The 19,756-nt window shown below is 67.3% G+C and carries 15 protein-coding genes; 9 read left to right on the top strand and 6 right to left on the bottom strand.

All coding sequences use genetic code 11. The features are described from left to right. Both INR38_RS03050 and INR38_RS03045 read left to right on the top strand, forming a co-directional pair. Positions 1–1,022: histidine kinase (locus INR38_RS03050; RefSeq protein WP_207475774.1), on the top strand; the 1,022-nt coding region annotated here is incomplete at its 5' end. Beyond that, on the top strand, positions 1,003–1,764 hold the full coding sequence (locus INR38_RS03045) for a LytTR family DNA-binding domain-containing protein (protein ID WP_012207116.1): 762 nt from the start codon (positions 1,003–1,005) through the stop codon (positions 1,762–1,764). The genes INR38_RS03050 and INR38_RS03045, both read left to right, overlap by 20 nt. 159 nt (positions 1,765–1,923) lie before the next feature. Here INR38_RS03045 and INR38_RS03040 read toward each other — a convergent pair whose 3' ends face one another. Both INR38_RS03040 and INR38_RS03035 read right to left on the bottom strand, forming a co-directional pair. Further along, positions 1,924–3,408, bottom strand: coding sequence for an aminotransferase class V-fold PLP-dependent enzyme (locus tag INR38_RS03040; RefSeq protein WP_088163943.1), 1,485 nt, complete (start codon positions 3,406–3,408; stop codon positions 1,924–1,926). Between the two features lie 27 nt (positions 3,409–3,435). After that, complete coding sequence (locus tag INR38_RS03035; protein WP_207442056.1) at positions 3,436–3,906, bottom strand: Rid family detoxifying hydrolase; 471 nt, start codon at positions 3,904–3,906, stop codon at positions 3,436–3,438. Positions 3,907–4,553: 647 nt separating this feature from the next. Between INR38_RS03035 and INR38_RS03030 the strand changes: the two genes are divergently transcribed. Both INR38_RS03030 and INR38_RS03025 read left to right on the top strand, forming a co-directional pair. Continuing rightward, positions 4,554–5,966 carry a cache domain-containing protein gene (locus tag INR38_RS03030; protein ID WP_207442058.1) on the top strand — a complete coding sequence of 471 codons (1,413 nt, stop codon included), beginning with the start codon at positions 4,554–4,556 and terminating at the stop codon, positions 5,964–5,966. Then, the gene (locus INR38_RS03025) at positions 5,963–6,625 is read left to right on the top strand and encodes a response regulator transcription factor (RefSeq protein WP_013800948.1); all 663 of its coding nucleotides are present in this window, start codon (positions 5,963–5,965) and stop codon (positions 6,623–6,625) included. Before INR38_RS03030 ends, INR38_RS03025 begins: the two co-directional genes overlap by 4 nt. Positions 6,626–6,653: 28 nt before the next feature. Here INR38_RS03025 and INR38_RS03020 read toward each other — a convergent pair whose 3' ends face one another. The 3 genes from INR38_RS03020 to polA form a co-directional block, all read right to left on the bottom strand. After that, positions 6,654–7,487, bottom strand: coding sequence for a ZIP family metal transporter (locus tag INR38_RS03020; RefSeq protein WP_034396735.1), 834 nt, complete (start codon positions 7,485–7,487; stop codon positions 6,654–6,656). A 303-nt stretch (positions 7,488–7,790) separates the two neighbouring features. Next, complete coding sequence (locus INR38_RS03015; protein ID WP_043825097.1) at positions 7,791–8,687, bottom strand: dienelactone hydrolase family protein; 897 nt, start codon at positions 8,685–8,687, stop codon at positions 7,791–7,793. A gap of 57 nt (positions 8,688–8,744) precedes the next feature. After that, the gene (polA, locus tag INR38_RS03010) at positions 8,745–11,588 is read right to left on the bottom strand and encodes a DNA polymerase I (protein ID WP_207442065.1); all 2,844 of its coding nucleotides are present in this window, start codon (positions 11,586–11,588) and stop codon (positions 8,745–8,747) included. Between the two features lie 72 nt (positions 11,589–11,660). On the opposite strand from polA, the gene INR38_RS03005 reads away from it, so the two are divergent. The 5 genes from INR38_RS03005 to INR38_RS02985 all read left to right on the top strand — a co-directional run bounded on the left by INR38_RS03005 (position 11,661) and on the right by INR38_RS02985 (position 17,255). Next, on the top strand, positions 11,661–12,032 hold the full coding sequence (locus tag INR38_RS03005; protein ID WP_013800945.1) for a hypothetical protein: 372 nt from the start codon (positions 11,661–11,663) through the stop codon (positions 12,030–12,032). 124 nt (positions 12,033–12,156) lie between these two features. Beyond that, positions 12,157–13,113 carry a homoserine kinase gene (locus INR38_RS03000; protein ID WP_097201524.1) on the top strand — a complete coding sequence of 319 codons (957 nt, stop codon included), beginning with the start codon at positions 12,157–12,159 and terminating at the stop codon, positions 13,111–13,113. 146 nt (positions 13,114–13,259) lie between these two features. Further along, on the top strand, positions 13,260–14,093 hold the full coding sequence (locus INR38_RS02995) for a BPSS1780 family membrane protein (RefSeq protein ID WP_012207126.1): 834 nt from the start codon (positions 13,260–13,262) through the stop codon (positions 14,091–14,093). Positions 14,094–14,386: 293 nt separating this feature from the next. Then, complete coding sequence (locus INR38_RS02990; RefSeq protein ID WP_207442070.1) at positions 14,387–16,339, top strand: alkaline phosphatase PhoX; 1,953 nt, start codon at positions 14,387–14,389, stop codon at positions 16,337–16,339. Positions 16,340–16,622: 283 nt separating this feature from the next. Further along, positions 16,623–17,255, top strand: a complete 633-nt coding sequence (locus INR38_RS02985) for a hypothetical protein (protein WP_013800941.1) — start codon at positions 16,623–16,625, stop codon at positions 17,253–17,255. Between the two features lie 24 nt (positions 17,256–17,279). On the opposite strand, the gene INR38_RS02980 is transcribed toward INR38_RS02985, so the two are convergent. Further along, the gene (locus INR38_RS02980) at positions 17,280–19,748 is read right to left on the bottom strand and encodes a UvrD-helicase domain-containing protein (RefSeq protein WP_071956674.1); all 2,469 of its coding nucleotides are present in this window, start codon (positions 19,746–19,748) and stop codon (positions 17,280–17,282) included. Positions 19,749–19,756 lie beyond the last annotated feature (8 nt).

Raw genomic sequence — 19,756 nt, 5'->3', positions numbered from 1 at the left:
TCGGCGTGGTGCTGCGCGCCGTGCTCTTCGTGCAGGCCGTGGCGGCCACGGCTGCGATGTTCGGCGCCGACTCGCTGCTGCAGTGGCTGGAGAACATGGCCCTGCTGACCGGTGCCAGCCTGCCCGGCACCCTGGTCTGGCTGGTGGCGGCCTGCCTGCTCAAGCATCCGCTGCAGCGCCTGCCGTCCACCGGGCAGTACGCAGCCGGCGTGCTGCTGGGCATGGCGGCCGGTCTGTATGCCTGCGCCATGCTGCAACTGGCCGGCGGCACCAGCGCCCCCTGGCTGGCCAGCGCCATGTCCGGCGGACTGCTGGCGGCCCTGCTGGTGGCCGCCCTGGTGCTGCGCGCACGCGGCCACACCCCCGCCGACACGCAGGCGCGGCTGGCCGAGCTGCAGTCGCGCATACGACCGCATTTCCTGTTCAACACGCTCAACAGCGCCATCGCCCTGGTGCGTGCCGAGCCCGCCAAGGCCGAGGCCCTGCTGGAAGACCTCAGCGACCTGTTCCGCTACGCGCTGGCCGAACCGCACAGCACGACCACGCTGGCCGAGGAGATCGAGCTGGCCCAGCGCTACCTGGCCATCGAGCAGGTGCGCTTCGGCGAACGGCTGCAGGTGCGCTGGCAACTGGACCCTGCCGCCCACGGCGCCCTGCTGCCGCCGCTGCTGCTGCAGCCGCTGGTGGAAAACGCCATACGCCATGGCGTGGAGCCCAGCGCACGCGGCGGCAAGCTGCAGGTGCGCACCGAGCGCCGTGGCGATCTGGTGGAGGTGCGCATCACCAACACCCTGCCCACCGAGATCGATTCCGCCAGCGCAGCTGGCACGCGCGGCAACGGCATTGCGCTGGCCAATGTGCGCGCCCGGCTGTCGCTGCTGCACGACCTGCAGGCCCACCTCACGGCGCGCACGCTCAAGGGCCATTTCGTGGTACGCATCAGCCTGCCGCTGGCTGCGCCTGCCAGCCACCCCACGAAGGCCGTATCGAAGAAGAAGGACCATGCACATCCTGATCGTTGACGACGAAGCCCTGGCCCGCGCGCGACTGCGCACCCTGCTGGCCGATGTGGAAGCCTGCACGGGCACCGGCCCGCACCAGGTCAGTGAAGCGGCAGACGCGCGCCAGGCCATGGCCGTGCTGCAGGCGCCGGGCCCGCGCGCCGTGGAACTGGCGCTGCTGGACATCCACATGCCGGGCCAGGACGGCCTGGCGCTGGCGCACGCACTGCGCCGCCTGCCGCTGCCGCCTGCCGTGGTCTTCGTCACCGCCCATGCCGGCCATGCGGTCGAGGCCTTCGACCTGGACGCCGCCGACTACCTGACCAAGCCCGTGCGCCGCGAGCGCCTGCAGCAGGCCCTGGCCAAGGCCGCACGCACCGCGGTGCACCAGACGGCCGAGCGCGACAGCGGCCCCGTGCTGCTGATACAGGACCGGGGCACCACCGTGCGCCTGCCCCTGTCCGAAGTGCTCTACCTCAAGGCCGAACAGAAATACGTGACCGTGCGCACCGTGGGCCGCAGCTACATCCTCGACGGCGCCCTGGCCGACCTGGAGACCCGCCACGCCGACCACCTGCTGCGCGTGCACCGCAACGCGCTGGTGGCCCGCAGCGCCCTGCGCGCCCTGGAACGCCACGACGACCCCACCGAAGGCGAAGGCTGGGCCCTGCGCCTGCACGGCATCCCCGAACTGCTCATGGTCTCCCGCCGCCAGCTCCCCCAGGTCCGCGCCGCCATCCGCGACGAAGGACAGCCCGGCTGACGATGAAAGGCTGAGGACAGCGCTCCGCGCCAGAAAGCGCGCCCCCAACACAAGCATGGCCCACCTCAAAGACACCGAGGAAGGGCCTATGCCGGCCGCGCCGCCCCGCACCGAGGGTGTCGTCCCCCTCGGGGGGAAGGCGCGCAGCGCCTCAGGGGGCTACATCTTTCTAGACAGATCCCACATCGCATCCACCAGCAGATCGACGTCCCGCGCGTCATGCCACAGGTGAGTGGACACGCGCACGCCGTAGTGGTCTGCCGCCGCGCCGATCACGGGGAAGTTGGAGTTGCGGATCACGAAGCCCTGCGGATAGTCGCTGAGCATGCGCGCCACGAAGGTCGATGACTTGGTCCCGTTCATCACGTCGTCCTTGTTCTGGAACGGGTTGAAGCAGGTCAGCGCCGACAGCAGCTTGGGATCGTCCTTGGGCGAGTACAGCGAGTCCACGCCCCAGCGCTCGACGATCTTTTCCTTGAGGTAGGACGACAGCGTCAGGTCATAGGTCTCGATCTTCTTGCGGCCGATGCTGTCCCACTGCGCGCAGGCCTGGGCCAGCGCCATGAACATGGGTGTGTGCACGCTGCCGCAGGAGGTGACCGAGGCGGCGATGTCGTAGGTCTCCTTGGCCGTGGTCGTGCGCTCCAGCGCCGGGTAGGCGCTGGTGTGCACCGGGTACCACTTGGGCAGGGGCAGCGGGTTGGAGGCGCGCATCTTGTTGCGGATGATGAGGATGCCCGTCGAGCCCGGGCCGCACTGCCACTTGTGGCCCGCGCCGGACATGAAGTCCATGCCCAGCTCCGCATAGTTGTAGGCCATCATGCCCGGCAGGTGGGCGCCGTCCACGATGCTGATCAGGCCATGCGCCTTGACCACGCCCATCAGGTCGGCAATGGGCAGCATGGTGCCGGTCTTGTAGGTGGGCGAGGACCACATCATGGCGCGCACGCGCTTGCCCTGGGCCTTGAGCGCGCGGATGCGCTCGTCGAACAGGTTCACGTAGGTGGCCGCCGTCTGGTTGTTGCCCACGGGCAGCGCAATGCGCGAGACCTCGATGCCGTAGCGGTCCTGCGCGATCTTCAGCGGCGTGTCGCCGCCGCCGTGCTCGTGGTTGGTGGTGACCACCACGTCGCCGCGTTGCCAGTCGATGCCCAGGATGGCATGGCACATGCCCGAGGAGGTGTTGGCCGAGAAGGCCAGTTCGTCGGCATCCACGCCAAAGCCCGGCGCCACCTGCTTGCGCAGGTCCAGCAGGTTGCTGTAGCCGTTGCCCGAGTCGGCGGCCTTCTTGCGGTTTTCGGTATCGAACACGTCGAGCACCAGCTTGGGCATGGAGCCCGCCGTGCCGATGTTCATGTAGGTCTTCTCGGGCTTGAGGATGAACATGCTCTGCACGTCGGTCCAGAAGGCCTCGTCGCGCATGAGCTGCTCGCGCAGCGCGGCGGCCGAGGTCTGGGCGTTGCCGCTGCCGCAGGCGGCCAGCAGCGGGCCCAGCGTGGCGGCGCCGGTGCCGTAGCCCAGCATGCGCAGGAAGTCGCGGCGCTTGGAAGTCCAGCGCGCGGGATAGCCGGATTCGCCGGCGGCCGCAGTGGCGGTCAGGGATGTGGCCTGCTCGGCCGCGATCTGGGGGTGTCGTGCGTTCATGCGGTCCTCCTGTCGTTGCGCAAGCGGTCAGCGGCGGCCGACGATGGCCGAGATTTCGATCTTCACATCGCGTGGCAGGCGCGCCACTTCCACCGTGGCCCGAGCGGGGGCGCCGGTCTTGAAGTACTCGCCATAGACCTTGTTCATGGCGGCGAACTCGTTGAGGTCCTTCATGAAGACCGAGGTGGACAGCACATCCTCGTAGCCCAGTCCCTGGGACTTGAGCTTGGCGCCGATGTGGTCGAGCACGGCGCGCGTCTGCTCTTCGATGGTGGCGCCCTGGATGGCCGTGCCCTGTGCGTTCAGCGGCAGCACGCCCGAGAAGTAGATGGTGTTGCCATGCGCCACCATCTGCGAGTACGGGCCGATGGCCGGGTAGATCTGCGTGGTGGACAGCACCTCGCGCTTGTTGGGCGCAGCGCAACCCACCAGCGCCGCCGCCGTCACCGCCACCCCGCATGCCAGCGCCATGCGCCCCAGGTTCTTTCGAATATCCATGGTATTGCCCTTCTCAAACAAAAATACAAGCTGCCACTGCCGTGCCACGCATTACTGCATTGGCGTTATGGAAACACTTTGTCACCATTAACCCTGTCCTCAGAGGTGACCTGAATCATCGATACAAAATGATTCGAATTCGTGATTTCACGGAGAAATTCTAGGCAGGGATCTGGAGCATTCGATAATGAATTTTCCCCTACGCACCACTACGCACACGGACCCACGCAGTGCTACGCAGCCCTTCAACATTCTTTGAAAACAATGGTTTGGCACGGAATCTGCTCAACAACAAGCAGCACATCAGGCATCAGAGGGACGGCGCACCACAATACGGCAAAACGATTATCCAAAACCCCAAAAAGGGGAGTACGCACCAAGAAAATGCATCTCGGATTTCCAGTATCCATGGGATATTGTTTCGCACCCAAAAACTATTTTCCATGGCGTTTCCCTTGGGATATTCAAACGCCCTTTCACGCGCGCGTGAATCCGTGTGGATATACGGGGCGCGCAGGCCATTGGAAAATACAGCGCCTGCCATTCAAAGGCCGCCGCCCTGGCGCTGGCGGCATGCGCGCAAGCCCTGTTGACAAGGCCCGGCCACTGGGCGGAAAAGATCGTCGGTGCACCCCACACAGGCTCCCATGCAACTTCCGCTGAAACTTGCACTTCTGTCGATTGCCGCCATCGCGCTCGCCCTGGGCCTGGTCGCGGCGACCGTGCAGCACCAGACCCTGGAGCTGGCCCACCAGGAACGGGAACTGGTCGAGACCGCCTACCTGCACAGCAAGGAGACGGAGCTGCGCCACTACGTCCAGCTGGCGACCACGGCGCTGACGCGCATCAAGTCCAGCGGCGAGGAGCAATCCGTGCAGCGGCGCCAGGCGCTGGAGATGCTGTCGCGCATGCAGTTCGGCGAGGACGGCTACTTCTTTGTCTACGACGAACACGGCAACGTGCTGCTGGATGCGCGCCAGATGGGCCTGTCGGGCGTGGACCTGTGCGATCCCAACAGCCCGGGCGGCGCAGGACCCGCCCGGATCATCCTGGACGCCGCGCGCAGCGGCGGCGGCCTGGTGCGCTACCAGTGGCAAAAACCGTCATCGCTGCGTACCGAGGCCAAGCTTGCCTATGTGGCCACGGTGCCCGAATGGGGCTGGTCGCTGGGCACGGGCCTGTACCTGGACGATGTGGAGCAGGCGCTGCGCCAGATCGACGAAAGCGCCCAGGCCAACATCGCGGCCACGCGCTGGCGCATCTTCGGCATTGCGGCGCTGTGCATCGTGCTCATCGGCGTGGCCGGGTTGGTCTTCAATCTCAGCGATCACCGCGTGTCCAGCAACAAGCTGCAGCGGCTGGCCCAGCGCGTGGTGCATTCGCAGGAGGAAGAACGCACGCGCGTGGCGCGCGACCTGCATGACGGCGTGGTGCAGGTGCTGGTCTCCTCCAAGTTCCTGCTGGAGACGGCCCAGGCCCAGCTCAGGCGGCTGGCCGCGCAGGACCCGGCCACGGCCCAGCGCATGGTGGACCAGGGCCTGGAGCAGCTCAACCACGCGCTGGTGGAGATACGGCGCGTCTCCCACGGCCTGCGCCCCGCCCTGCTGGACGACCTGGGCCTGGCCCCGGCCCTGGCGCTGATGAGCCAGCAAATGCAGGCCGAGGACGGCCTGCGCATGCAGTTCGGCTGCCGCGGCGAGACGCGCTTTCTGCCGCCCAGCCACGCCACGGCCCTGTTCCGCGTGGCCCAGGAGGCCGTGACGAATGCGCAAAACCATGCCCAGGCCACGCGCATCGATGTCAGCCTGCACTTTCAGCGCCGCCGCGTGGTGCTGCAGGTCAGCGACGACGGCCAGGGCTTCGACATGCGCCGCGTGCAGCGCGACCGCCAGGGCGGCATCGGCCTGCGCAACATGCGCGAGCGCATCGAAGGCCTGGGCGGCCACCTGTCCATCAGTTCGGGGCGCCGGGGCACCCGGCTGGTCGCCGTGCTCTACCGGGATGGCGGCATGCCGCTGTCTCACTCACCGGAATTCGAACTCCCACGGGCCGCTGCATGAACCCCATGATCCGCATCCTCCTGGTGGACGACCACCCTCTCGTGCGCGACGGCGTGTCCATGCGCCTGCAGGCCACGGACCATATCCGTGTGGTGGGCGAGGCCGCCAGCGTGGACCAGGCCCTGCCGCTGGCCCGCGAGCTGTCGCCCGACCTGGTGGTCACCGACATCCGCATGCCGGGCGCCAGCGGCATCGACCTGGCCGCGCTGTTCCGCGATCAGTTCCCGCTGGTGCGCGTGCTGGTGCTGTCCATGCATGAGGATCCCGAATACGTGCGGCGCGCCGTGGCGCTGGGCGCGCGCGGCTATGTGCTCAAGGACGCACCTGCGCAGCAGCTCATCGAGGCCATAGACCGGGTCTACGCCGGCGGCCTGTATTTCAGCCCCGGCCTGCAGCCCGTGGCCGAGGAAGACGGCAGCGCGTCCGGGCCCCGGCGCGCCCTCACGCCGCGCGAGGCCAGCGTGCTGCAGTGGATCTCGGAGGGCCGCTCCAACAAGGAAATCGCCGCGCTGATGGGCACCTCGGTGCGTACCGTGGAAACCCACCGCCTGCACCTGCGCCGCAAGCTGCGCATCGACGGCCATGCGGCCTTCATCAAGTACGCGGTGGATTACGCCGACCTGCTGGGGCCGGCACCCCAGGAGGCCCGCGCAGGCTAGGACCCGCGCCTCAGCCTCAACATCAGCCTCAGTGCGCGTGCGCCGCGCGGCTGACCACGGTGACCAGCACGATGCCCAGCATCAGCCAGCCCACCTGGGCCACGGTCTCGCGGGCGCTCAGGCGCTTTTGCAGCTGGGGAATCAGGTCGGCCAGCGCCACGTAGATGAAGCTGCTGGAGGCCACGGCCAGGAAGTACGGCAGCAGTTCCTGCAGCTGTCCCACCAGGAAATAGCCGCCAATGCCCCCCAGCGTGGTCACGGCCCCGGCCATGGACACCTTGATCAGCGCCACACGCCGGTTGGAGCTGGACTGGCGCAGCACCACGATGTCGCCCATGTGGTGCGGCACCTCGTGGGCCAGCACCGACACCGCCGCAATCAGCCCCAGGCGCATGTCGGCCATGAAGGCGGAGGCGATCAGCACGCCATCGCCGAAGCAGTGCACGCTGTCGCCGGTCAGCACCGCCCAGCCGCCGTGGCGGTGGCCGTGATGGTGGTCATGGGAATGGTCATGGGCGTGGCCCTGGTGATCGTGATGTTCGTGGTGATCGTGCTCATGGGCCGGCGGCGCGCCGTGCTCGTGCCCGTGGTGCCACAGCTCGGCCTTGGACAGCAGGAAAAAGAACACCAGGCCCACCAGCAGCGTCACGAACAGGTCATGCGCCCCGGCCTCGCTCTCGAAGGCTTCGGGCAAGAGGTGCATGAAGGCCGTGGCCAGCAGCGCGCCCGCTGCCAGGCTCAACAGCCGCTGCGGCATCATGCCCGGCGAGCGATTGCCTCCCAGCCCCATCAACAACGCGGCCACCCAGACGCTGCCAATACCGGCGGCCAGGGTGGCCAGAATGATTGCTACCAATGTCATAGCGATTTGTGCTTCAACCGTATGCCCTTGCAGGCGAAACCCGCGAATTCTCGCAGAAAGACAGGCCCCATCGCAGCCGTGGCCTGCGATCCCATGAAGGAAGCAGGCCACGGTGTCGGGCGCCCTCGGTTTCAGCCTACAGAAGCTGTCAAGCCCCCCCTGCGCGAATAAAGTTGAAAGCTAGTCAGCAATACCTTAAAAACTGGCGCGTCCTCACACCAGGGACACCGAGGAAGGGCCGCCCCGCACCGAGGGTGTCGTCCCCCTCCCGCGAAGCGAGAGAGGGGGAAGCGGCGCAGCCGCTCAGGGGGTCACCCCATGCTTATTGAACCAGGCCAGCATTTTCTGCCAGCCGTCGCGCGCAGCCTGCTCGCGGTAGCTGGGCCGGTAGTCGGCATGGAAAGCGTGTGGCGCCTCCGGGTAGATCACGAACTCCGAGGCCTTGGCCGCTGCCGAGCCCTGCTTGAGCGCCTCGCGCATGCGCTCCACGGATTCCAGCGGAATGCCCGTGTCCTGCCCGCCATACAGGCCCAGCACCGGCGCCTTGAGGCTGGAGACCAGCTCCAGCGGATGGCGTGGCTGCAGCGCGGTCTTGGCGCCTTCCAGCCTGCCGTACCACGCCACGCCGGCCTTGACCGGGCCATGGGCCGCATACAGCCAGGTGATGCGCCCGCCCCAGCAAAAGCCCGTGATGGCCACGCGCGCCGTATCGCCGCCCTGGGTGCCGGCCCATTGCACGGCGCCGTCCAGGTCGGCCATGACCTGCTCGTCGGGCACCTTGGAGACCAGCTCGCTCATGAGCTTGGCGATGTCGGTATAGGTCTTGGGATCGCCCTGGCGCGCATACAGATCGGGGGCAATGGCCAGGTAGCCGGCACGCGCCAGGCGGCGGCAGGTGTCGGCAATGTATTCGTGCACGCCGAAGATCTCGGAGATCACCAGCACCACGGGCACATTCTTCTTGCCCGCGGGCGCGGCGCGGTAGGCGGGCACCTTGAAGCCGTTCACGGTGAAATGCACCTCGCCGGCCGTCAGGCCGTCGGCCGGCGTGGAGATGGCGGTCTGCGCCATGAGCGGCGTGGCCGCTGCGGCATAGCCCAGGCCCAGGGCCGTCTGCAATGCCAGGCGCCGCGTGGGCCCCTCTTCGCTGCTGCGCCCCGGAACCAGGGCCTTCAGGTCTTGCTGCTGATCATCACGCATGCATCTCTCCTTGGTGGTGGTTGAGAACCGGCCAAGTCTACGATGCCTGCGTGAAGCTCAATGTGCCTTGTCCCAGTTGGGTCCCAGGCCCACCTCGGCGAGCAGCGGCACCTTCAGGTCGGCCACGCCGGCCATCAGGCGCGGGATCTCGGTGCGTACCCAGTCCGACTCGCCTTCGGGCAGCTCGAACACCAGTTCGTCGTGCACCTGCATGATGACGCGGACCTCGGACTGCCTGGCATCGAGCTCGGCCTGCACCGCCACCATGGCCTTCTTGATCAGGTCGGCCGCCGTGCCCTGCATGGGCGCGTTGATGGCCTGGCGTTCGGCCGCCTTCTTGCGCGGGCCGCTGCCGCCGTTGATGTCCACCAGGTACAGGCGGCGGCCGAAGACGGTTTCCACGTAGCCATGGTCGCGCGCGAATTCCACCGTCTCGTCCATGTAGCGCTTGACGCCCGGATAGCGCTGGAAATAGCGGTCGATGTAGGCGGCCGCGGCCTTGGTCTCTATGCCCAGGTTCTTGGCCAGGCCAAAGCTGCTCATGCCGTAGATCAGCCCGAAGTTGATGACCTTGGCGTAGCGGCGCTGCTCGCTGCTGACCTGCTCCAGCTCCACGTTGAAGACTTCCGATGCCGTGGCACGGTGCACGTCGCGGCCTTCGTGGAAGGCGCGCAGCAGGGACTCGTCGCCCGACAGGTGGGCCATGATGCGCAGCTCGATCTGCGAGTAGTCGGCGCTGGCGATCACATGGCCGGGCGCGGCAATGAAGGCCTCGCGCACGCGCCGGCCTTCGGGCGTGCGGATGGGGATGTTCTGCAGGTTGGGGTCGTTGCTGGACAGGCGCCCCGTCACGGCCACGGCCTGGGCGTAGTGCGTGTGCACGCGACCCGTGCGCGGCAGCGCCAGCTGGGCCAGCTTGTCGGTATAGGTGCCCTTGAGCTTGGACAGGCTGCGGTGCTCCAGCAGCTTGGCGGGCAGCGGATAGTCCTCGGCCAGCTTCTCCAGCACCTCTTCGTCGGTGCTGCGTGCGCCGGTGGCCGTCTTCTTGACCACGGGCATGCCCAGCTTGTCGAAGAAGATTTCGCCCAGCTGCTTGGGGCTGGCCAGGTTGAAGGGCTGGCCCGCGATGTCGTAGGCCTCCTGCTCCAGCTGCACGATGCGCTGGCCCAGGTCGTTGCTCTGCTTGGCCAGCGTGGCGGCATCGATGAGCACGCCGTTGCGCTCTATGCGGAACAGGGCCTCGCTGGTGGCGATCTCCAGCTCGTAGACGCCGCGCAGGCCGTCGTTGGCCTGCAGCTGCGGCCACAGCACGCGGTGCACGTCCAGGGTCTGGTCGGCATCCTCGCAGGCATAGGCGGCAGCCTTGTCCACGGGCACCTGGGCGAACGGGATCTGGTGGGCGCCCTTGCCGCACAGGTCTTCATAGCTGATGCCCGTGCGGTTGGTGTGGCGCAGCGCCAGGCTGGCCAGGCCGTGCGGGCGGTGCACTTCCAGCACATAGCTTTGCAGCATGGTGTCGTGCACATAGCCCTGCACCTCGATGCCGGCATTGGCGAAGACATGGCGGTCGTACTTGACGTGCTGGCCCAGCTTGGGCCGGGCCGCATCCTCCAGCCAGGGCTTGAGGCGCTGCAGCACTTCGTCGGCCGGCAGTTGCTCGGGCGCGTCGGGGCCGGCATGGCGCAGCGGGATGTAGGCAGCGGCGCCGGGCTCCACGCTCAGCGAGATGCCCACGATCTCGGCACGCATCTCGTCCAGCGAGGTGGTTTCGGTATCCAGGGCCGTGAGTTCGGCGGCGTTGATCTTGGCCAGCCACTGGTCGAACGCTTCCCAGGTCAGCACCACGTCATAGTCCAGCGGGCGCTGCTGGACGGCCTCGGCCTCGGTGGTGGCGTCGTCGGATTCGGCCTGCTCCTGGGCAAACATGTCGCCCGTGGACTGGTCGGCACGCGGCTTGGCCGCTGGCTTGCGGCCGGCCTTGACGGCTTGCAGCGCATCGGGCTCGGGCGCGGCACCGCCGAGCATGCGCGCCAGGCCCTTGAAGCCGTAACGCTCATAGAAGTCGCGCAGCGGCGCGGTATCGGGCTCGCGCGGCGCCAGCGCGTCGAGCACCGGCAGGGTGGGCACTTCGGCGCTCAGGTCGCAGTCGGTCTTCATGGTGACCAACTGGCGGCTCAGCGCCAGCTGGCCCGAGGCGATGGCATCGCGCAGGTTCTGGCCGGCCACGCCCTTGATGCCGTCGGCCGCAGCAATCAGGCCGTCGAGCGAGCCGTGCTCGGCCAGCCACTTGACGGCCGTCTTGGGGCCCACCTTGGACACGCCGGGCACGTTGTCCACGGCATCGCCGACCAGGGCCTGGTAGTCGATCATCTGCGTGGGCGGCACGCCGAACTCGGCCGTCACGCCGGCCACGTCGCGGCGCTTGCCGCTCATGGTGTCCATCACCATGATGTGAGAGTCCACCAGCTGGGACAGGTCCTTGTCGCCGCTGGAGATCACCACGTTCACGCCCTGGGCGGCGGCCGTCTTGGCCAGGGTGCCGATCACGTCGTCGGCCTCCACGCCCTGGATGGCCAGCACCGGCCAGCCCAGCAGGCGGACCACTTCATGGATGGGCTCGATCTGCGAGCGCAGATCGTCGGGCATGGGCGAGCGGTGCGCCTTGTATTCGGGGTAGAGCGTGTCGCGGAAGGTGGGTCCGCTGGTATCGAACACGCAGACGGCGTAGTCGGCCGCCACTTCCTTCCTGATCGCCTGGAGCATGTTGATCATGCCGCGGATGGCGCCCGTGGCAGGGCTTTCCGGGTTGCCGGGCTCGGCGCGCAGGTCCGGCATGGCGTGGTAGGCGCGGTAGAGGTAGCTGGAGCCGTCGATCAGCACCAGGGTCTTGGAATTGCTCATGCGCCGATTGTGCACGCGCCGGCAGGGTGACAGGGCGGGACAGCGCCCGCTGCAAGTTCTACAATGGAGCCTATGCGCGCCGCTCCACTTTTCATCTTCCTGACCCTGGCCGCCAGCTCCGTGCTGGCCCAGAACCCCACGCCTGCCCCGGCTGCCTCCACCGCTCCTGCGGCGGCGACCGAGCAGACCGCGCCGGACACGGCCAAGCCCGAGGGCCGCGACCGAACCAACCAGCGCGTGGAACACATCCATGTGGAAGATGGCGGCAGCCGCGTTGACGAACTGCGCGTGGGCGGCCAGACCCGCAGCATCACCGTGCAGCCCAAGGTCGGCGACATGCCTTCGTATGAAGTGCAGTCCAACGACGGCGCCCGTTCCTCGCGCAACCGCGGCGATGGCGACGGCACCAACGGCACGCGCGTCTGGAACCTCAAGAAGTTCTGATCCTCACCGGACTGTCCGGGCCCCGGCCCGGCGGCATCCCAGGGGGCAGCACCTGACGGCGCTGCCCTCTTTCCATATCTGACGACAACGATTTCCGCCGCGCCCTGAAGGCCGGCAATGCAACATGGCCGTTTTCACCGAAGTCTCCGACAAAGACGCGCGCGAGCTGCTGCGCCGCATGTCCCTGGGTTCCTTCAAGGAGCTGCGCGGCATCCAGGGCGGCATAGAGAACACCAACTACTTTCTCACCACCGAACAGGGCGAGTGGGTGCTGACGCTGTTCGAGCGCCTGACGGCCGAGCAACTGCCCTTCTACCTGTACCTGATGAAGCACCTGGCGCAGGCCGGCATTCCCGTGCCCGACCCGCAGGCCGAGACGCGCAGCGGCGACATCCTGCTGAGCGTGTGCGGCAAGCCGGCCTCCATCGTCAACCGCCTGCCCGGCAAGAGCGAGCTGGCGCCCCAGCCCGCGCACTGCGCCGCCGTGGGCGAGATGCTGGCGCGCATGCACCTGGCCGGACGCGACTACGATCGCCAGCAGCCCAATCTGCGCAGCCTGCCCTGGTGGAACGAGACCGTGCCCACGGTCATCCCGCACATAGACGCACCCACGGCCGACCTGCTGCGCTCCGAGCTGGCCTTCCAGAACCATGTGGCCGCCTCGCCCGCCTATGCGGCGCTGCCGCGTGGCCCCGTGCATGCCGACCTGTTCCGCGACAACGTGATGTTCGATGGCGAGCGCCTGACCGGCTTCTTCGACTTCTACTTCGCAGGCGTGGACAGCTGGCTGTTCGACCTGGCCGTGTGCCTCAACGACTGGTGCATCGAACACGCCACGGGCGCCCATGACGCCACCAAGGCCAAGGCCATGATTGATGCCTATCAATCGGTACGCCCCCTGACCGCCGCCGAGCGCGAGCTGTTCAACCCCATGCTGCGCGCGGGCGCGCTGCGCTTTTGGATTTCCCGCCTGTGGGATTTCCACCTGCCGCGCGAGGCCTCCATGCTCGTGCCCCACGACCCCACCCATTTCGAGCGCGTGCTGCGCCAGCGCCTGGCCCACCCGGTGGCGCTGGACTGACGTCCGAAGACCGCCACAGCGCGGCCGACAGAGGGCTTTGCGGTCCACGGGCCGCGCGTCCTCGGGTACAGTCCCCGTTCGGGCGCCAGCGGCGAGGCCCATGCCAGAGGCCATGCCCCATCCAGGCGCCCCGACTTCCTCACCCCATGAAACTTCTCATCGTTCCCGCCCGTACCGGCCTGCAATGGGTGCAGCAGGGCATCCGCACCTTCCGCCAGCAGCCGCTGGCACTGGCGGCGCTGTTCTTTCTGTCGATGGCGGCCATGTCGCTGGTCACGGTGCTGCCGCTGATCGGCCCCGTGATCGCGCTGGGCCTGCTGCCGGCCACCTCGCTGGCCATGATGGTGGCGGCGGCCGAGGCATCGCACGGGCGTGCGCCCACGCCGGCCCTGCTGCTGGTGGCCTTTCGCACCGGGCGCCAGCGCCTGAACTCCATGCTCACGCTGGGCGCCATGTATGCGGCAGGCTTCCTGCTGATCATGGGCCTGTCCATGCTGGTGGACGACGGCCAGTTTGCCAACGTCTACCTGGGCGGCGAGCCGCTGACGCGCGAGATCGCCGAGTCGCCCGACTTCCAGGCCGCCATGTGGCTGAGCATGGGCCTGTACCTGCCGCTGTCACTGCTGTTCTGGCACGCGCCGGGGCTGGTGCACTGGCACAACGTGCCCCCGGTCAAGGCCGTGTTCTTCAGCCTGGTGGCCTGTGTGCGCAACATCGGCGCGCTGGTGGTCTTCGGCCTGAGCTGGATGGGCGTGTTCATCGTGGCCGGCATCGTGATGGCCCTGATCTCGGCCGTGCTGGCCCAGGTGCTGGGCAGCATTGCCAACGGCCTGATGATCGGCACGGCCATGCTGCTGGCCGCCATGTTCTTCACCTCCATCGTCTTCACCTTCCGCGACTGCTTTGCAGCGCCCGATGAAAGCGATGGCAGCGACGCCATCGGCACCGAGCCGCCTGCGCCGCCCGGACTGTCCGGCTGAGCGCTTCGCCACTGCACCCCACAAAGCCCCTTTCAAGGGGCTTTTTCTTTGGACCTTTCTTCAGCCCTTCTTCGCGCCTCTTCTTTGGTTTTTTGACTGGCCGTATCGCCTGGCACCCCTCGCCTGGCTGCTGTCATATGACGCTGTCACGGTTTCGTCATGCGGATGCCATCGCTGTGTCACACCGGCTGCCTAGCATGCCGTGCGGATGTCAAGCCAGCGAGTGCGCGGCGGCATCCCGGCCCATCCCGCCCCCGATGGGTTGACGCTGACAAACCCATAACGGAAGCCCCATGTCCCAATCCACGATGCTCTCCCGCCGCAAGGCGCTGCAATTCCTGACCGGCGCCCCCCTGCTGCCGCTCGGCTCCGCCGTGTCCGCCACCGGCCTGCTGACCGCCTGCGGCGGCGGTGACGACGGCCCCGCGAAGAACTATGTGGCGGCCAGCTTCACCTCCATGGCAGCGCCCACGCTGGCCAACCCCCAGGCCATGGCCAGGATGACCGTGGCCTCGCAGCTCAAGGTGCAGTTCAGCGACAACAGCGAGCAGAGCTTCGACCTGGGCTACCAGCCCTTCTTCGTCACCGGCGATGAAGTGTCCGACGGCAAGGGCGGCAAGATCCTGGCCGGCGGCTACTACGACATCAACAACAACAAGATCATCGACCGCACCGTGGCCGGCAGCGAGCGCCACTTCTTCTCCGATTCGCCCGACGGCACCTCGCTGCTGACCGTGCCCAATGCCAAGGTGGACGGCGTCAAGGGCAAGCCCGTGTTCGCCGTGGTGCAGTTCGAATACACCACCTGGGCGCAGGACGGCAAGACCGACATGTACGGCAAGCTGCCCTCGCCCATCGCCGTGCTGACGCTGGACCAGGACCAGACCACCGGCAAGCTCAGCCTGGTCAAGTACCACAACGTGGACACCTCCAAGGTGCACGGCCTGTGGATCACCTGCGGCGCCAGCCTGTCGCCCTGGGGCACCCACCTGTCCAGCGAAGAGTACGAGCCCGACGCCTTCACCACCGGCAATGCCCAGCTGCTGGCCTTCAGCCAGAACCTGTATGGCGACCAGAACAAGGCCAACCCCTACCACTACGGCCACATGCCCGAAGTGACGGTCAACGCGGACGGCACGGCCAGCATCAAGAAGCATTTCTGCATGGGCCGCATCTCGCACGAGCTGGTCCAGGTCATGCCCGACCAGCGCACGGCGCTGATGGGCGACGACGCCACCAACAGCGGCTACTTCGTCTTCGTGGCCGACAAGGAAAAGGACCTGTCCTCGGGTTCGCTGTACGTGGCCAAGGTGGGCGCGGGCTTCTCCATCGACCCCGCATCGGGCAGCGCCGCCGCGCTGACCTGGATCAAGCTGGGCTCGGCCACCAGCGCCGAGATCGAGCAACTGGCCAACACACTCAAGCCCACGGACATCATGACCGTGGCCAAGACCGATCCGGGCGACGCCAGCTACACCAAGATCACGGCCAACGGCAAGGTCGAGTGGATCAAGATCAACCCCGGCATGGACAAGGCCGCCGCCTTCCTGGAAACTCACCGCTACGCCGCCTTCAAGGGCGCAAGCATGGGCTTCACCAAGATGGAAGGCACGACCGTCAACGCCAAGGACAAGGTGGCCTACTCGGCCCTGCAGAACTGCGAAAAATCCATGGTGGCCGGTGATGCGCTGAACGTGGCCGGCAACGGCGTGTCCATCCCCAAGCAGCTCAAGGCCGGCGCCGTGATGGCACTGAACCTGCGCGGCGGCCAGAAGGACGCGGCAGGCGCCGCCATCAACAGCGAGTGGATGCCCGTGGACACCAAGGCCCTGCTGGCCGGCGAGGACATCAGCGCCGACGCGCTGGGCAACACCGGCAACCCGAACAAGATCTGCAACCCCGACAACCTCAAGTTCTCGGAGAAGATGCGCACCCTGTTCATCGGCGAGGACAGCGGCCAGCACGTGAACAACTTCCTGTGGGCCTACAACATCGACACCAAGCAGCTGTCGCGCCTGATGTCGATTCCCGCAGGCGGCGAATCCACCGGCCTGCATGCCGTGGACGAGATCAACGGCTGGACCTACATCATGAGCAACTTCCAGCACGCCGGTGACTGGGGCGCCATCCACAACGTGGTCAAGCCCACGCTGGACCCGCTGATCAGCGCCAACTATCGCGGCAAGTTCGGCGCCGCCGTCGGCTACCTGACCGGCACCGCCGCCCAGCCCAAGCTGTCGGCCTGACCGCCGCCATAGCGCCCCGTCGCCCCGCCGCCCTGCGGCGAGTGGCGCCGCCACACAAAGGCCATGGATTTCCATGGCCTTTTTGCATGTCTGCGCCGCAATTGCATGGATGTCATGAACCCGACTCTTAGCGTGCAAAACAAGAGTCATTCTCACCTGATCGCTATAATTTCTGATGCATTGCGGCGTCGCTCGTCCGCCATCGCACCATCTTCAGCCCCGCCGGATCACGCCCCTCAAGGCCCGGCAGGCGCACGCAGAGCCACACCACAGGAGAGACTCCATGACCGAACCTTCCCGCATCCTTCGCAGCACCGCCGCATGGCTGGCCGCCGCCGCCGCACTGGCGGTGCCGGCCGCGCATGCCGACTATCTCTGGCTGCAGCAGGACGCAGGACAGGCCCGGGCCTATGCCGGAGAGCTGCGCAAGCCGCTGGAGCAGCTGCCGGCCCTGGAAGACGCCAAGCAGGTCCTGCCCGACGGCAAGAGCCTTCCCCTGAAGGCCGATGCCAATCATTTCACCGCGGACGCAGGCCAGGGCGATGTGCGCATCGCCGCCACGCGCCCCGGCGCCAATGGCGTGCTGACGTACTACCAGGCCCGTTTCGGCCGCAACGACACCAAGGCCGTGAACGACCTGGAGCTGGTGCCCACCACGGCGGGCGGCGATACGTTCCAGCTGGTGTTCAAGGGCCGCAAGGTCGCGGCCAGCCAGGTCAACGTGCAGACCAGCGAGGGCTGGTACCGCACGCTCACGCCATCGCAGGACGGCACGGTGAGCTTCAAGCCCTACTTCCCGGGCCTGTACGTGCTGGAGGTGACGGCGCGCGTGGACAACGGCTCGGTCACGCTGGACGGCAAGAAATACACCGACGTGCGCCACACCACGACGCTGAGCTTCGAAGTCAAGCCCTGAGCGCCGGGCGCGGCAGCCCGCGCCTCACTCCACGACCGTGAGCTTGGCAATGGAAAGCGCCAGCCACTTCGTGCCGTGGCGCCCAAAGCTGACCTGGGCGCGCGCATCGTCGCCCGTGCCCTCCAGGGCCAGCACCTTGCCTTCGCCGAACTTGTTGTGGAACACGTTCAGGCCCACGCGCAGGCCGTGGCCCGGAGCGGCCTTTTGCGGCGGCACGGGCGGGCTGGCGAAGACCTCGCTGCGCCAGCCTTCGGCCTTGTTGCCGAAGCCGCCGCGATCGCGTGAACCATAGCCGCCACCACCGCCGCCACCGGGCCGGGGCGCATAGCTGCCAAAGCCGCCCTGCTTGGGGGTGATCCACTTGAGCGCCTCATCGGGCAGCTCATCGAAGAAGCGGCTCTTGACGTTGTAGCGCGTCTGCCCGTGCAGCATGCGCGTCTGCGAATGGCTGAGGTACAGGCGCTTGCGCGCGCGGGTGATGGCCACATAGGCCAGGCGGCGTTCTTCCTCCAGGCCGCCGCGGTCCATCATGGCGTTCTCATGCGGGAACAGGCCCTCTTCCACGCCGCCGATGAAGACGGCGTCGAACTCCAGCCCCTTGGAGGCATGCACGGTCATCAGCTGCACGGCGTCCTGGCCGGCCTGGGCCTGGTTGTCGCCAGCCTCCAGCGCCGCGTGCGTCAGGAAGGCGGCCAGCGGCGACAGTGTCTCGCCGGTATCGGCATCGACCATGCCGGCCACGGTGCCGGCCGGCGGCGTGAGCGGCGTGTCCAGCAGCGGCAGCGCAGGGTCCAGGCCCTGGCTGGCGGGGCTTTGCGTCAGCGCCCTGGCGCCGTCGTGCTCGTCCAGCGGCAGGGCCACGGCATCGCGGCCAAAGCCTTCCTGGGTGACAAAGCTCTCGGCCGCGTTCACGAGTTCCTGCAGGTTCTCGATGCGGTCGGCGCCTTCCTTTTCGTTGCGGTAGTGCTCGAGCAGGCCGCTTTCTTCCTCGATGGCCTCGATGATCTCGCGCAGCGTGCGGCCCTGGGTCTGCTCGCGCAGCACGTCGATCTTGGCGACAAAGCCTGCGAGCTTGGTGCCCGGCGCGCCCGGCACCGCCGAGACGGCATCGTGCAGTGAGCAGCCCGCGCTGCGCGCCGCGTCCTGCAGCGTCTCCACGCTGCGCGCGCCGATGCCGCGCGGCGGGAAGTTCACCACGCGCAGAAAGCTGGTGTCGTCGTGCGGGTTCTCCAGCAGGCGCAGGTAGGCCAGCGCATGCTTGATTTCGGCGCGCTCGAAAAAGCGCAGGCCGCCGTACACGCGGTAGGGAATGGCGGCATTGAACAGCTGCGATTCGATCACCCGGCTTTGCGCATTGCTGCGGTAGAGCACGGCGATTTCCTGGCGCTGCCAACCGTCCTTTTTCACGAGCTGCTGGATTTCCTCGACCATCCACTGCGCCTCGGCCATGTCCGTGGGCGCCTCGTAGATGCGCACGGGCTCGCCCGGGCCCTGGGTGGTGCGCAGGTTCTTGCCCAGGCGCTGGCTGTTGTGGCTGATGAGCGCGTTGGCGCAGTCCAGGATATTGCTGTAGGAGCGGTAGTTCTGCTCCAGCTTGATCTGCTGGCGCACGTCGAACTCGCGCACGAAGTCCTGCATGTTGCCCACGCGCGCACCGCGAAAGGCGTAGATGCTCTGGTCGTCGTCGCCCACGGCGATCACGCTGCCCGTGGCCTGCAGGCGGCCATCCACCATGTCGCCCGCCAGCTGCTTGAGCCACTGGTACTGCAGCTTGTTGGTGTCCTGGAACTCGTCGACCATGATGTGGCGAAAGCGCCGCTGGTAGTGGGCGCGCAGCGCGGCATCGTCGCGCAGCAGCTCGTAGGAGCGCAGCATCAGCTCGCCGAAATCGACCACGCCCTCGCGCTGGCACTGCTCCTCGTAGAGCTGGTAGATCTCGACCTTCTTGCGCGTGTCCGGGTCATTGGCCACCACGTCGCCGGGGCGCATGCCCTCTTCCTTGCAGCCGGCAATGAAGTACTGCAGCTGCTTGGGCGGGAAGCGCTCGTCGTCCACGTTGAACTGTTTGCACAGGCGCTTGACGGCCGACAGCTGGTCTTGCGTGTCCAGGATCTGGAAGGTGGACGACAGCTTTGCCGCCTGGTGGTGGGCGCGCAGCAGCCGGTTGCACAGGCCGTGGAAGGTGCCGATCCACATGCCGCGCACGTTGTAGGGCAGCATGGCCGACAGGCGGGCCAGCATTTCCTTGGCCGCCTTGTTGGTGAAGGTCACGGCCAGGATGGAGCCCGGCGTGGCCTGGCCCGTCTGCAGCAGCCAGGCGATGCGCGTGGTCAGCACCCGCGTCTTGCCCGAGCCCGCACCGGCCAGGATCAGCGCGTGGCCGGCCGGAAGCGTGACGGCAGCGAGCTGCTCCTCGTTGAGGTGGGTCAGCAAAGGGGAGTTGGGGGCGGGCGCGGCACCGGAGGCGCCGTCGAGCAGATCGATCGGGAACATCCTGGCAT

Origin of the sequence: Delftia sp. SD018 (assembly GCF_017355445.1) — a bacterium.
In the GTDB taxonomy this organism is placed as follows: Bacteria; Pseudomonadota; Gammaproteobacteria; order Burkholderiales; family Burkholderiaceae_C; genus Comamonas; species Comamonas acidovorans.
This window is presented reverse-complemented; position numbering and strand designations above follow the sequence as displayed.

Bases quoted from the DNA above. Each gene is read 5' to 3' on its own strand.
- INR38_RS03025 (WP_013800948.1), top strand. From the start codon at position 5,963: ATGAACCCCATGATCCGCATCCTCCTGGTGGACGACCACCCTCTCGTG.
- INR38_RS03005 (WP_013800945.1), top strand. From the start codon at position 11,661: ATGCGCGCCGCTCCACTTTTCATCTTCCTGACCCTGGCCGCCAGCTCC.
- INR38_RS03035 (WP_207442056.1), bottom strand. From the start codon at position 3,906: ATGGATATTCGAAAGAACCTGGGGCGCATGGCGCTGGCATGCGGGGTG.
- polA (WP_207442065.1), bottom strand. From the start codon at position 11,588: ATGAGCAATTCCAAGACCCTGGTGCTGATCGACGGCTCCAGCTACCTC.
- INR38_RS02990 (WP_207442070.1), top strand. From the start codon at position 14,387: ATGTCCCAATCCACGATGCTCTCCCGCCGCAAGGCGCTGCAATTCCTG.
- INR38_RS03000 (WP_097201524.1), top strand. From the start codon at position 12,157: ATGGCCGTTTTCACCGAAGTCTCCGACAAAGACGCGCGCGAGCTGCTG.
- INR38_RS02980 (WP_071956674.1), bottom strand. From the start codon at position 19,748: ATGTTCCCGATCGATCTGCTCGACGGCGCCTCCGGTGCCGCGCCCGCC.
- INR38_RS02985 (WP_013800941.1), top strand. From the start codon at position 16,623: ATGACCGAACCTTCCCGCATCCTTCGCAGCACCGCCGCATGGCTGGCC.
- INR38_RS03040 (WP_088163943.1), bottom strand. From the start codon at position 3,408: ATGAACGCACGACACCCCCAGATCGCGGCCGAGCAGGCCACATCCCTG.
- INR38_RS03045 (WP_012207116.1), top strand. From the start codon at position 1,003: ATGCACATCCTGATCGTTGACGACGAAGCCCTGGCCCGCGCGCGACTG.
- INR38_RS03020 (WP_034396735.1), bottom strand. From the start codon at position 7,487: ATGACATTGGTAGCAATCATTCTGGCCACCCTGGCCGCCGGTATTGGC.
- INR38_RS02995 (WP_012207126.1), top strand. From the start codon at position 13,260: ATGAAACTTCTCATCGTTCCCGCCCGTACCGGCCTGCAATGGGTGCAG.
- INR38_RS03030 (WP_207442058.1), top strand. From the start codon at position 4,554: ATGCAACTTCCGCTGAAACTTGCACTTCTGTCGATTGCCGCCATCGCG.
- INR38_RS03015 (WP_043825097.1), bottom strand. From the start codon at position 8,687: ATGCGTGATGATCAGCAGCAAGACCTGAAGGCCCTGGTTCCGGGGCGC.